This is a genomic window from Streptomyces sp. 891-h (assembly GCF_022760275.1).
In the GTDB taxonomy this organism is placed as follows: Bacteria; Actinomycetota; Actinomycetes; order Streptomycetales; family Streptomycetaceae; genus Streptomyces; species Streptomyces spirodelae.
In genome coordinates, this window is sequence record NZ_CP050693.1 from 1,361,890 (window position 1) to 1,374,412 (window position 12,523).

At 69.4% G+C, this 12,523-nt stretch carries 12 protein-coding genes and 1 pseudogene; 2 read left to right on the forward strand and 11 right to left on the reverse strand.

The window, feature by feature from the left end:
- Positions 1 to 11 precede the first annotated feature (11 nt).
- The 6 genes from HC362_RS06015 to HC362_RS06040 form a co-directional block, all read right to left on the reverse strand.
- Positions 12 to 161: a hypothetical protein gene (locus HC362_RS06015; protein ID WP_243082883.1), complete on the reverse strand. Its 150-nt coding sequence runs from the start codon at positions 159 to 161 to the stop codon at positions 12 to 14.
- Between the two features lie 343 nt (positions 162 to 504).
- Entirely contained in the window at positions 505 to 909 is a 405-nt protein-coding gene (locus tag HC362_RS06020; RefSeq protein WP_243082885.1) for a hypothetical protein, read from the reverse strand.
- Between the two features lie 250 nt (positions 910 to 1,159).
- Positions 1,160 to 1,738: a GNAT family N-acetyltransferase gene (locus tag HC362_RS06025; RefSeq protein WP_347568420.1), complete on the reverse strand. Its 579-nt coding sequence runs from the start codon at positions 1,736 to 1,738 to the stop codon at positions 1,160 to 1,162.
- A gap of 92 nt (positions 1,739 to 1,830) precedes the next feature.
- Positions 1,831 to 3,093 carry a DUF5933 domain-containing protein gene (locus tag HC362_RS06030; protein WP_243082887.1) on the reverse strand — a complete coding sequence of 421 codons (1,263 nt, stop codon included), beginning with the start codon at positions 3,091 to 3,093 and terminating at the stop codon, positions 1,831 to 1,833.
- An 81-nt stretch (positions 3,094 to 3,174) separates the two neighbouring features.
- Complete coding sequence (locus tag HC362_RS06035) at positions 3,175 to 3,369, reverse strand: hypothetical protein (protein WP_243082888.1); 195 nt, start codon at positions 3,367 to 3,369, stop codon at positions 3,175 to 3,177.
- Between the two features lie 50 nt (positions 3,370 to 3,419).
- Positions 3,420 to 4,103 (reverse strand): GntR family transcriptional regulator, encoded by a 684-nt coding sequence (locus tag HC362_RS06040; protein WP_243082890.1) that lies wholly within the window; start codon positions 4,101 to 4,103, stop codon positions 3,420 to 3,422.
- Between the two features lie 174 nt (positions 4,104 to 4,277).
- On the opposite strand from HC362_RS06040, the pseudogene HC362_RS06045 reads away from it, so the two are divergent.
- Positions 4,278 to 6,269, forward strand: a pseudogene (locus tag HC362_RS06045) (collagenase); the annotation flags it as partial.
- Between the two features lie 127 nt (positions 6,270 to 6,396).
- Here the strand turns inward: HC362_RS06045 and HC362_RS06050 are convergent.
- A complete protein-coding gene (locus HC362_RS06050) occupies positions 6,397 to 7,620 on the reverse strand; it encodes an alpha/beta hydrolase (protein ID WP_347568421.1) in 1,224 nt (407 codons plus the stop codon).
- Positions 7,621 to 7,682: 62 nt separating this feature from the next.
- Positions 7,683 to 8,594 (reverse strand): alpha/beta fold hydrolase, encoded by a 912-nt coding sequence (locus tag HC362_RS06055; protein WP_243082892.1) that lies wholly within the window; start codon positions 8,592 to 8,594, stop codon positions 7,683 to 7,685.
- A gap of 339 nt (positions 8,595 to 8,933) precedes the next feature.
- Here HC362_RS06055 and HC362_RS06060 point away from each other — a divergent pair, with 339 nt between their 5' ends.
- Positions 8,934 to 9,545, forward strand: coding sequence for a SigE family RNA polymerase sigma factor (locus HC362_RS06060; protein WP_243082893.1), 612 nt, complete (start codon positions 8,934 to 8,936; stop codon positions 9,543 to 9,545).
- A gap of 68 nt (positions 9,546 to 9,613) precedes the next feature.
- Here HC362_RS06060 and HC362_RS34885 read toward each other — a convergent pair whose 3' ends face one another.
- From HC362_RS34885 to HC362_RS35035, 3 genes are all read right to left on the reverse strand, one after another.
- Positions 9,614 to 9,736 carry a hypothetical protein gene (locus HC362_RS34885; protein ID WP_279240069.1) on the reverse strand — a complete coding sequence of 41 codons (123 nt, stop codon included), beginning with the start codon at positions 9,734 to 9,736 and terminating at the stop codon, positions 9,614 to 9,616.
- Positions 9,737 to 9,976: 240 nt separating this feature from the next.
- Positions 9,977 to 11,005: a type VII secretion system-associated protein gene (locus HC362_RS06065; protein WP_243082895.1), complete on the reverse strand. Its 1,029-nt coding sequence runs from the start codon at positions 11,003 to 11,005 to the stop codon at positions 9,977 to 9,979.
- Between the two features lie 223 nt (positions 11,006 to 11,228).
- The gene (locus HC362_RS35035) at positions 11,229 to 12,170 is read right to left on the reverse strand and encodes a type VII secretion system-associated protein (protein WP_347568422.1); all 942 of its coding nucleotides are present in this window, start codon (positions 12,168 to 12,170) and stop codon (positions 11,229 to 11,231) included.
- Positions 12,171 to 12,523 lie beyond the last annotated feature (353 nt).

The window sequence follows — 12,523 nt, forward strand, 5'->3', positions numbered from 1 at the left end:
TACGAGGCGTGTCAGCAGCACCCGCTGAGCGTGTCGGTGCAGGCCGATGTGCGCGATGTCCCGCAACCGAAATCGGTGGAGGCTGCGGAGCTGGACGATACGTCCGAGTGGCTGACACGCAGGTCGAGAGAGAATTCGTCCTCGAGCAGTTCTTCGTTCATTTTGTTCCCTCCGTGTAGAGGTCCGCGTCCGCACGAGCTTCGCTGTGGCATCGACGCGTGTGAACGCCGGTTTTTCCGGACTTGTGGAACGTAGTCGAGCACCGCGAGAAGCGTCAACACACTTGCCACAGCGGCCACTTGGGAAACTTCCGACGTTTAGGGGGCGGTAGCGGAAATCCGTCCGGTCTCCTGTCAGGACTATCCGGGATTGCACGGATTGGAGAGCCGATCTTCGGATACAACGGCCCCAATCCGACTTTCCGAGGCCATATTGTTGAGCGGCGGCGGTTCCACTGCGGGGCGAAGGGATGTGCGCCGCCGACGGCGATGTTCGCCGCGGCCGTCATCTGCCGGCTGGGGGGGGAAGCCCTGCGTCAGCATCCCGACGGACCGGAAGACCTCGGCGCGGAGGGCTCGCCCCCACGAGCGCGGTCACCTCGCCCCGCCGTACGGACACCTCCACGCGGTGCAGCGCGGGCACCGCGGCCCCGGGGTAGGTGAAGGAGACGTCCCGTACCTGGATCTCCCGTACCGGCGAGGGCAGCTGTCTGCCGGTACGGGGGACAGCCTGCCCGGACGCCGGCCTGATGGCCTCCTCGGTGTCGCTGAGCCGGAGCATCTCCTCGTGCATGCGGTTCATCTGCTGCACCAGCGACGCGAGCCGCGCCGTGGAGGTGCGGATGGCGACCACCGCGGTGCCGCCCACGGCCATCGGGAGGCCACCGCTGGTCAGCAGCCACCACGGCACGCCCTAACAGGCCAGGGACGCCAGACCGGAGAGCGCCGCCGCAACCAGGTCGGTCCCGGCCTGCGCGGGCCAGGCGCCGCTGCTCGGTCTCCATCAGCCCTGACATCTCCTCGTACCCGCGCAGCAGCAGCGATCCCCGCCGAGTGCGCCCGGATCTCCCCGGCGGCGTGCGACATCGTCAGGTACTGCCGCAGTCGCGGACCCGCCGCCTGGGTCTCCGTGGGCCCGTCGTTGGCTTGGCTGTGGGACGTCAGCCGTGGTCGGTCACGGGCGGAGGGGGTGGTGGACGACCGGCGGGTCTGTCGATGCGGTAGACGTAGTGGGTGCGGTCGTCGTCCGGGTTGTCCGGGGTCAGCTCGGCGGTACCGAGTCTGTGCAGCCCCGCCTTCTCCAGGGCCCGCCACGAGGCCCGGTTGGCCGCGTGGACCGGGACGACGACGGCGGAGGCGTCCGGATGGTCGGTCCAGGTGGCGGCCACGATCGCCCGGACGATGCGCGGGCCCAGCCCCTGGCCCACCCGGGCGGGGTCACCGAGCAGGTAGTCGACCGTGATCGCCGTGTCGGGGAGTTCGATCTGATCGGCTATCTCCGCGTGGTAGTCGGGATAGTCGGCGAACCGGCACCGCTGGACCAGGGCAACCGGTGTGCTGTCCTCCATGACCAGCAGGTCTTCGGACGGCTCCTCGCCGCGCACAGCCGGCCCGAAGTCCCGCGCGACAGCCTCCGCGGACGTGTCGTGGTGCCACCACCGGGCCACGTGCGGCTGTGCGAGCCATGCCCGCAGCAGCCCGAAGTCGCTTTCGGACACCCGCCGCCAGGTGAGCACCATGCCTCCTCAGTAATCGCTCAGGTCCGTCCCCGGCGTGAGACGCACCCACCGAGGCTCCCTCCCCCGTCACCGAAGCCGCTCGAGCGGGCGCGTCACCCAGTGGCTACCGCTGCCGGTTGCTGCGTCGGCGCACCTCTTGGTTCACACCGTTTGGTGGCCCGGATGTAGAGGTGCACCACTGAGGTCATCGCCAGGATGAGCAGCGGTCCGAACACCCACGGGTATGTGGCCATCGTGGTCGGCAGATAGCGGTACGACACCAAGAGCGCGACGAAGACCGTTGCGCCGTAGGCGACCATCTGGGTTGCTTGCCGGTCCCAGCCTCGGGCCAGCCAGCGCATCGCTGCCTCGATCGTGACCGCGAAGACGACTCCGGCGACTATGTCGACGCCATAGTGGTAGCCGAATCCCAGCGTGGCGCCGAGCGTGGTGATCAGCCAGAGCGTTCCCAGGAGTCGCAGAAGGCGTGGGCCGTTGCGGGAGTGGATGAAGATCACGGTGGCCCACGCCGTGTGCAGGCTGGGCATGCAGTTGCGCGGGGTGATCTCGTCGTGTGGTATGGGGTGCGGTGCGTTGAGCAGCGGGGGCGGGGTGTCCGGCCACAGGTTGGCCAGTGCCCACTGCCCGCCGTCGGCACCGTAGGTGAAAATCGGTCCGACCACCGGGAAGATCATGTAGATGCCCGGCCCGAGAAGACCGATCACCAGGAATGTGCGCACCAGATGATGGCTGGGAAATCGCCGTTCGACCGCCACGTTCCGCAGCTGGTACACCGCGATGACGACCGCCCCCAGCGCAAGCTGCGCGTAGACCCAGTCGAGAACGCTGGTGCCGATCGGACCGGTGGCCTCGACGATCCGGCCCACCAGCCATGAGGGATTGCCCAGCGCGTGGTCCGCGGTTGCCACATACGGGTCGAGCACTGTGTGCCGGGTCTTCGATGTAATGAGCAGCCAGGTGTCGCCCGTCTTGCGGCCGGCCAACAGCAGCAGGCCCAGCCCGACGCCCTTCAGCAGCAGGACGCGTTCCCGTCCGGTGCGACGCGTGACAGCGATGACCGCGTATCCCAGCAGCACCCACAACGCACCGTTGCCGAAGTACATCTTCGCGTCGAACGCCCACCGCACCGGCAGGTACGCGACGTCGATGCCGATTGCGACAGCAGCAGCGACAAAGCGCTGCCGCCAGCTGAGCACCACCATCATCAGCGCCAGACAGGCGTACAGCAGCGGCCCCGATTTCGGGGTGAGTATCACCTCGCGCGCCTGGGTGACGACCGGCCCCGGCGCACCGTAGTGACGCGCGGCGACCTCCAGGGCGGCGATCAATCCGAGGGCCGCAACGGCCCCCAGCATGACCGCTGGTCGACGCCACGCGGCGCTCTCTTTTCCATGGTCGGGGCGCGAGGATATCCCCGGCAGTCCAGATATCAATTTTCAGCCGATTTGTTCGATTTGATTGATTGCTTGGGTTTTCATGCTGGATGGCATGGCCTTCCGGGGAAGGCAGGCGATCAGGGAGATCGTCGTGAATCCGATCAAGTTACCGGAGCAGGTTGCGCTGGTCACTGGTGGTGCCAAAACCAGTGCGCTCTTTTCCCCGTGGCCGTTGACGCGCTGGAACTGCCGCACTCACCTCTGCTGTCAAGCCCAGCTCTCGGCCTCAGCTCTCAAGCACAGCTCTAGCTCTCGGCCTCGTCGGCGCTCTCCCCCTGAGAACGCAGACGGCCCAGGTGGATGCGCATCCGCCGCTCGGCTCCCTCCGCGTCCCGAGCCAGCACCAGGTCGAGCAGCACCTCGTGCTCCTCGGCCGACTCCATGAGCTGACCGCTGGCCGCGAGCCCGGCCAGCCCGTAGAGCCGGGCATGGCCGCGCAGTTGTCCGACGACCTCCACCAGGCGGTGGTTTCCCGCGAGTTCGAGCAGTGCGAGGTGGAAGCGGCGGTCCGCCTCCAGGAAACCGATCAGGTCGCCCGTACGGGCTGCGGCGACTATCTCGCGGGCGACGGGGCGGAGCTCCTCCAGCTGGGCCGGGTCGCCGGACCGGGCCACCCGACCCACGGTGGGCACCTCGATCAGCTCGCGGATCTCCACGTACTCGGCGAGGTCACGCTCGGAGAGTTCGGTGACGCGGAAGCCCTTGTTCCGTACGGGCTCCACCATGCCCTCGCGAGTGAGGTCGAGCATGGCCTCGCGCACGGGCGTGGCCGAAACGCCGAACTGCGCGGCGAGATGCGGCGCTGAGTACACGGCGCCGGGGCGCAGTTCTCCCGCGATCAGTGCGGCGCGCAGGGCGTGCACGACGTGGTCGCGGATGCTGAGCCGGTCCGGCACAGCAGGCAGCTTCAGCGGGCGTTCAGCGGTCATGCGCGCAGCGGCTCCTCGGGTGTGATCCACACCGAGTGTATGCCGGGTGACCGCTCGCCAACTGCTGGCCAACTGCTGGAGCAGCAGTTCGGCCGGTTCATGTCTCTCGCATGACATGTGATGTGTGAAATTGTACTGCCACACGAGCACCCCTCCACGACATCTGGAGTCCAGATGAGCCGGAACGATCGAAGAAGCTCGTTACGCGCACGTGTCACCCGCGCTCTGTGCGCCGGTACCCTGGCGGTCTCCCTGGCCATGGGCGCGGTCCAGTTCGGCGACGGCGGAGCGGCGGCGCATGCGGCGCCGCGCGACCGCGGCCACGGCCTCGACCTCGACCTCGACAAGGGATCGGGGCCCCACAGTTCGGCCTTCCCCACCGGGGCGGAGCACATACCGGGGCGCCTACCCGGCAAACAGCTACAGGCCGAGGACCGCCCGCCGGCCTCCGCCTCCAAGCACACACTCCAGTACGACCACAACGACCCGACGGCGTCACCGTCCGAGAAACGGCCCTCCATGAAGGGTGTGGGCCAGGGAACGGGGAAGGCCGCCTGCTCACCCGGCGACTTCGCGCAGACCGGCAAGGCGCTCGTCGAGCAGATCACCTCGTCCACCACAGAGTGCATCAACACCCTCTTCAGCCTCACCGGCGGGGACGCCAAGGGCGCGTTCCGCGAGGAGCAGATGATCACCGTCGCCGACGCACTGCGCGACGGCTCCGCCACCTACCCCGGCGACGCCGGCACCGGCATGCCGCAGATCGTGCTGTTCCTGCGGGCCGGCTACTACGTGCAGTACAACCACGAGCAGGACGTGGGCCAGTACGGGCCGAAACTCAAGGCGGCGATCCAGCGCGGCCTGGACGCGTTCTTCGGCTCCGAGCACTCGCACGATGTCACCGACGCCAACGGCGAGACCCTGTCCGAGGCCGTCACCCTCATCGACAGCGCCGGGGAGAACGCCCGCTACCTCGGCATCGTCAAGCGGATGCTGGAGGACTACGACAGCTCGTACGACGACAAGTGGTGGATGGTCAACGCGGTCAACAACGTCTACACGGTGCTGTGGCGCGGGCATCAGATGCCGGACTTCGTCAAGGCGGTGGCGGCCGATCCCAGCGTCCTGCGCACGCTGTACACCTTCGCGAAGGACCACCTCGATCTGCTCGGCGGGCAGCACTCCTACCTCACCTCCAACGCGGGGCGGGAGATGGGCCGCTTCGTCCAGCATCCCCGACTGCACTCGAAGGTGCGCCCGCGGATGAAGGCGCTGCTCAAAATGAGCTCGATGACCGGGAGGACGGCCCCGCTGTGGGTCGGAGTCGCGGAGATGGCCGACGAGTTCGACGACTACAACTGCTACTACTACGGCGTCTGTGACCTCGAGGAGCGGCTGAAGAAGGCCGTCCTCAAGGTCAAGGAGCCGTGCAGTGACAGCATTTCGGTCGTCGCCCAGGACATGGACGCGGGCAACTTCGCCGACACCTGCACCAGCCTCAACGGCCAGGACGCGTTCTTCCACAAGGTCGCCAAGGACGACGGCCCGGTGAAGGACGACAGGAACACCCAGCTCGAGGTCGTCGTCTTCGACTCCGACGTCGCCTACCGGACGTACGCCGGAGTGATCTACGACATCGACACGAACAACGGCGGCATGTACCTGGAGGGCGACCCGTCGGCCGAGGGCAACCTCCCCCGCTTCATCGCTTTCGAGCGGCCGGACGGCGACAAGTTCCGGATCTGGAACCTCAACCACGAGTACACCCACTACCTCGACGGCCGCTTCGACATGTACGGCGACTTCGAAGCCGGGGTCTCGACCCCCACGGTGTGGTGGATCGAGGGCTTCGCGGAGTACATCTCGTACTCGTACCGCGGGCTCCCCTACGACGCGGCGATCAAGACGGCAGGAAAGAAGACCTATCCGCTGAGCGAGTTGTTCAACACGACGTACGAGAACTCCAATACGGCCCGCACCTACCAGTGGGGCTACCTCGCCGTCCGGTACATGCTGGAAAAGCACCCTGACGACGTGGCCACCGTGCTCGCCTCCTACCGCACCGGCGACTGGAACGCGGCACGCAGGCACCTGACACAGAACATCGGCACACGCTACGACCAGGACTGGTACGCCTGGCTCGACGCCTGTGCGAGCGGCTCCTGCTGACCGCCCACCGCCCGTGGTCCCCGGCCCCCGGCCGGGGACCACGCCATGCGCCCCGACGAACCAGCTGCCTTCTCGGCCAGGACACCCTGGCCGGGGCTTCCGACATCTCGGAACCGTTGCGTGACTACCCCATCCCAAGGCCGCGGCGCATGAACGCGTCGATGTAGCTGATGGCGACGCGGCGCTGCTGCACCTCGGTCAGCCGGCGCGCGGCAGGAGCGCCGTCGCGGTCGGTACACCAGCCGGGCTGCTCGCCGACCTGCACGGCGTCGTCGAAGGCGGCGACCTGACCGCTGTGAGGGGACCACTGTGTGTTGAAGAAGTTGTGGTTCGCACCCTGGACGCGGAGCCGGCGGAAGCCGTACCGGTTCCCGGCTGCGGCTTCGGCTGCGAAGGACAGGGCCTCTTCGCCGACCTGCCCGTCGCAGGTACCACGCAGTACGGCCAGCGGAAGGCGGGTGACGGTGTACTCGGCCATGTTCTCGGTCATCACGTTGTAGGCGGGCGCCACCGCCACCGCCGCTGTGACGCGGACACCGGCGGGCCACTGGCTGCGGTGTCTGTCGGCTGCCTGCCAGGTGACCCCCGCTCCGGCCCTCGAATGCCCGACGACGCCGACGTTCTTCATGTCCAGGTGGTGGGCGAACGGGACGTTCTCCCGCTGGCCGGTCGTCGCATGCCGGAACGCGCCGGCCAGAGCTCCGGTTCCGGTACGGTCGAGTCGCTCCCACAGCTTCAGGTGCCGATTGATGAGAGCGGCTCGGGCAGCCGCGTTGTCATCGCCCGAAACCGAGGACGCGTTGATGCCGTTGGCGCTGAGGGACACCACCACGAATCCCCGGCTCGCCAGGCGCCGGCTCAGGTAGTCGTATCCCCGGAAGCTGGGCAGCGCGGGAGTTCCGGCCGCGCAGGGCCAGCTGAACAGTTTCTTGCTCGCTGCCGTGTAGGCGTCGAGGTCATCTGCTTGCTCCGCGGCCGTGCGCGCCGCTTCCGCCTCGGGGTCGGCGCACGTCTCGTGCCATCCATGGAGCAGGACGACCAGGGGGTGACGGCCATGTGCCAGGTCGGCGGGGTAGCGCACCACTCCCGCCATTTCGACCGGCTCGCCGGTTCCCGGGAGGCGGTAGGCCACGTCTCCCAGGTCGTAGGTGACCGACGCGGTGGGCTGGGCAGCGGCGCCTGTCGTCGTGCCGGGTGCCGTCTTCGGCACTGCGTTCGCCGTCCCCGTGCTGCCGACCGCGGCAGCCGCCAGGACGAGCGCGGACAGCCAGGTCCGAAAGCGAGCGGATCTGCGGTTGACCGGGGTGTGCGGACGGTGTTTCACGAAGTTCTCCGGTGAAAGCTTCACGATGTTCTCCGGTGGAAGGGGACGCGCCACGCCGGGGGCGTGGCCGGAGGCGAGTGTGGGGGTCAGCGGGACCGGGAGAAGGAGGCGACGACGAACTTCTCGACACGGGTGCGCAGCTTCGCCCCGGAGGTCCCCGCGCGCCGGATCATGTCCGTGCCGTGATATCCGCTGGGATCGATCACCAGCTTCTTGTCCTTCGCGGCGGAAGCCGCGTACACCTTCCGGGCGTCCTTGGCGATATTGCCGTTCATGTCGCCGGGGGAAGCCACCAGGAGGGTCGGCGCCTTGATCTTCTTCACCGCCGCCATGCCATCGACGCCGCCGCACCGGGCCGGCGAGGACATCATCAACAGGCCCGTCACACGCAGCGGCGTGTCGACGCCGGCGACGGCGGCAGTGGTACCGCCGCACGAGGCGCCGCCGAGGAAGACGCGTTCTGCGCCCACGCGCCGCAGTTCCGCCAGGGCCGCGCGGGCGTCCCGGTCGATGTGCTCGTTGTCCGCGCTCTTCTGGGAGGCGCCGTGGTTGCGGTACTCAGGAATCACGACGTGATAGCCCTCGGCCGCCAGCTTCTTCCCGATGTCGAGGAACGAGCACACGCTGTACCCCTGCTCATGGTCGAGGAGCACGCCGTCCGGGCCGCTCCCGAGCACCAGGGCGGACAGATGGACCCCGTCGCTGGTCGTGAGAGTCGTGGCCCTGTCCCTCAGCTCCTCGGGCACACAGCTGTTGGCGAGGTGACCACGGGCCGTGCGGACCGTTCGGTCGGGCCAGCTGGGCGTGTACCGGACCGGATCGTGGTCCGGCGGCGACGCGGGAGGCCGACTGTGGGCCCCATCCTCCGTCCGGGCGGGGGAGCTTCCTCCCCCTTGTGACGCCTTGTTGCCGCCGGGTTCGGCGGCCGGGCCGGAACATCCGGTCACCACGCTCAGACACGCCAACGCCGCCACGGCGACGACTCCTGGTTTCCTCACGGTCTTCCTCAGATCTCGCGGGTGCGTGGACGCCCTGCGGGCAGGGCGTTCCACATCACAGACCGGCCTCCGTTTTCCCTTTACGCCCTGACAGACGTGCGGCTCCGCGCGAGGTTGCAGGCGGCTGCCGACGAGGACTGGGCGACCGGTACGCGACGCACCTGCAACCTGCGGCGCCCTTGCACGTCTTTCACCACAAGAGGGCCCGTTTCCGAAGGCCCTGAACCGCACGCTCCATCCGAACAGGTTTTCCCCGATGCCAGAAATGATCTGCGGGAAGGCGCGCTACGGCCGCATCCCGCCAGCACACGTCCACCGTTTCCCGGCTGTGGGGGTCGGGTGCTGACCGCCGACGGCGCCGTTCACAGCGACGGTCTCCCCCGCGGCGGGTGGCGGTGGCTGCTGTCCCGCCTCTCCCAGGGCCGCAGCAGGCCCGCGTCCCGGGGCCGGCCTCTCAGCGCGGCTTCGGACGAGATCGTCACGCTGTACCACCACCGCAGGCTCGACCTCGTGCGCCTGGCGGTACTCCTGGTCGACGACGTCCCCACGGCCGAGGACGTGGTCCAGGAGGCATTCGCCGCCCTCTACCGCCGCCACGGCGGCGGACTGGACAGCATCGCCGATCCCGAGGCATACGTACGGCGCAGCGTGGTCAACGCCTCCCGGTCCGTGCTGCGCAGGCGCCGCACGGTGCGCGCGTACGTGCCCCCGCGTGTGCTGCCCGCGCCGCCGCCGGAAGAAGAAGTCTTCCTCAAGGAAGAGCACCAGGAAGTGCTGAGGGCGCTGAGACTGCTCACCGTGCGGCAGCGGGAGGTCCTCGTACTCAGGTACTGGTCGAACATGTCGGAAGCAGAGATCGCCGCAACGCTGGGGCTGTCCCGCGGTGCGGTGAAGTCCACAGCGAGCCGAGCGCTTGCCGCTCTGGCCAGAAGACTGGAGCAGACACCGTGACAGCCGTCGAGGATCGCCTCCGTGCCGCACTCAGTGCCCGGGCCGACCAGGTCACAGGAGTCGGGCCGTCACTTCGTCCACCGGCCGGGCACCGGACGGGCGTGCGCCCTGCGCTGCGCAAGGCCGCGGTGGTCGCCCTGGTCGCGGTGGTGGCAGCCGTCGTACTCGCCCTGCCGCACCTTCTCTCCCACGACGATCCGCCGCGCCCGGCGAACACACCACCGGCGTCACCCCCGAGCGTCAGCACCTCCCCCGCTCCTCCGACGGCCGAGTCCCCGGCACCGGTCGCCCCGCGGAGAGAGTAGTCCGCGGGGACTCCCAGCATTCTGAAAGCGCACAGTAGGCGAGCGGCACGACGAGCCCCGTCCGCCCCTCCATCGCCGCCACGGCGCGAACACACGCAGGTCAGGCCCTCCGGAGCTGTCTCCCGGTCACCGGGCTGGGTCGGCGACCCCTTCGGGCTCCGTCGCCGTCGGTTGCTTCCGCTGTGCCACGCGGCGCAGTTCCGCCGGGTCGACCAACTGCGCGACCGGGGCTGTGGAGCTGAGGAACAGCACTTCCTCGCGGTCTTCCAGCTGGTCCAGCAGCCGGTTCACGTGCATGACCTTGTGCGCCGGCGTCTCCTGTCCCTCGGGCAGCTCGGCGCCCGGTGTGAACACCGCTACCGCGACCGTGCCGTTCGGCGCTTCGGAGCGGGCGGGCTTCCCGGCCTCGTCCACGCACACCGCCACTTCGGTGCCGGCGAGCGCCTCGGCCACCGCGATCTCCGGCCCGTACCCGGTCGCCGCGCGCTGCACGGCGGCGTCCACATCGCCGTGCGGCTCCGGCCACCCCAGCCGCTCCGGCGAGGGCCGGTACTCGGGATTGTGCTCCCACTCGACGATCTCGCCGTGCTCGTTGCTGCGCCAGCGCCCCAATCGCGCCCACATCGGCGGCGCTTGGCCATCCTGAGGCTTCCAGTGCTGGTCCACCACGTTCAGCCAGTGGTCAGGGGCGACCTTGGCGGCCTCCACGATGTCCTCCGGCGGTTCCGGAAACCCCTCCTCACCCCGCCGCACGAGGAGTTGGGGCGGCTCCTGCTCCGTCGGACCGGCCGGTTCGGCTGGTTCGGTTGGTTCGGTTGGTTCGGCAGTTGGTTCGGCGGTTGGTTCGGTTGGTTCGGATGTTCCGGCCGGTTCGGTGGGGGTGACGGGGCGTGAGAATTCCGCGGGGCCGGTGGCCTCGGCAGGACCAGGCGGCTCCTCCGTGGACGCGGGGGGCGGATCGACGCTCTCCGAAGCGTCCGCGTCATCGGACCCGGCGGGCTGCGCCGCGGCCTCCGGCGGCTCCTCGGACGGGGCGGGCGGAGTGACGGGGGCGGAATGGGTCGGCTCGTCGGACGTGCGCTCCGGTACATCCTCCGGGAGGGCGTCGAAGCCTGCGCCCAGGATGGAATCGCGGTCATTGGGGGACGTTGCCATGGTGGGGGTCTCCACTGGTGCGGATGCGTGTGTATGAGCCGGGGGCGCCCGAGGGGCCCGTCGGCTGTCCGTCGGCCGGGCGCTTCCGCGAGGGAACACGCGGTGGCACGGCGGGACGGGCGGTGGTGCGGACGTTCGTGTCGGCGGCCGGGCTCTCACCGGGCCGGGCCGGGCCGGGAGCCGGAGCAGAACGGCCGCACCACCGGTGGGAGACGGCGGGGTGTCAGCCCTCCGACGTGTCGCCGCCGGAACCGGACGCAGCGCCGCCGTCCTTCCCGTCGTCCTCCGACGCCCGGCCCTTCCCGGACGCCTGCGCCTTCCCGGACGCCTTTGCCTTGCCTACCGGTTTCGCCTTGCCGGCCGGCTTCGCCTTCTCGGAGGACTTCGACGCCTTGGTCCCCCCTGCCGCCTCGGACTTCCCGGCTCCGGCCTCGCCCAGCACCGGAATCCCCCGGCCGACCACGTCCGGTATCTTGCGGGCGCCCTCCTCGGCCGCATCGCCCCCGCTCCCGGGCTGCCCAAGGGTGTCGAGCGCCTCGCGCAAGGCGTCCGTCTCCACCGTCATGCTCACCGGTGCCGACGGGTTGAGGTAGATCAGATGCCCCTCCGGCAACTGCTCCAGGACCTTCCGCACCGGGTGCAGCGCGAACGCGAGCCGGCCGGAGGTGTGCAGATACACCGGCGACGTGAACACCGGCACCACCGCCGTCTCCCCATCCGGAGCGGTGGCGGGCAACGGGTCGCCGTCCGGGGTGACGAACACCGCCACTTCCTCCGACGCGGCCAGCGCCGTGGTCACGTCCTCACCCGGCCCGTAACCGGTCGCCGCCAACTGCACCGCCGCGTCCACCTCGTCAGCGGGCTCCGGCCACCCCAGGGCCTTCGGGGAGGGCTGATACTCCTCGTTGTCCTGCCACTCGACGATCTCCCCCTCCGGGCTGGAGCGCCACTGCCCCACCAGTGCCCACGCCGGCGGTGTCCCCTCGCCCTGCCACGTCGGATCGACCATCCCCAACCAGTGGTCCGGGGCCAGCCGGCCCGCCTCGCGGATCTCCTCCGGGACCGGCGGCATGTCCTGGGACGCGCCCGCCGTCTCCGCCGGGGAACCCTCACCGGCCTCCACCGCCTGCTCGGGGGCTTCGGTGGTCTCCTGCGTCTCGCTCACTGTTCTTCCTCTGTCCGATCGTGCCGACGATGGTGCGGAATCCCGCGAAGTGCGGGGCGTCGCGTGCACGCGCCTACTGGTTTCCGTGGATTCTGTTGCTTCTGCTGCTCTGTTGGTTCCGCTGCTCTGTTGGTTCCGCGGTCTGGGGGCGGGCGCGGGCGGGCGCCCTCCCGCGCCCGCCTCCTCAAGGGAATCCCGCCGGATCGGCTTCCTCCCACTCGCCTCGCCTTCCCCTCGCTTTCTCCTCGCTCTCTGCTCAGGCTGCTCTCCGTCCGCTGCCACCGGACGGATCGCGGTCATCTCGCCCGGCGACCGGGCAAACGCTCGGGCCGGCTGGGACTGGGGCTGGGTTA

What these genes read in the sequence shown, in the direction of transcription:
- HC362_RS06015 (WP_243082883.1), bottom strand. Translation starts at nt 161, where the DNA reads ATGAACGAAGAACTGCTCGAGGACGAATTCTCTCTCGACCTGCGTGTC.
- HC362_RS06025 (WP_347568420.1), bottom strand. Translation starts at nt 1,738, where the DNA reads ATGGTGCTCACCTGGCGGCGGGTGTCCGAAAGCGACTTCGGGCTGCTG.
- HC362_RS06030 (WP_243082887.1), bottom strand. Translation starts at nt 3,093, where the DNA reads ATGCTGGGGGCCGTTGCGGCCCTCGGATTGATCGCCGCCCTGGAGGTC.
- HC362_RS06040 (WP_243082890.1), bottom strand. Translation starts at nt 4,103, where the DNA reads ATGACCGCTGAACGCCCGCTGAAGCTGCCTGCTGTGCCGGACCGGCTC.
- HC362_RS06065 (WP_243082895.1), bottom strand. Translation starts at nt 11,005, where the DNA reads ATGGCAACGTCCCCCAATGACCGCGATTCCATCCTGGGCGCAGGCTTC.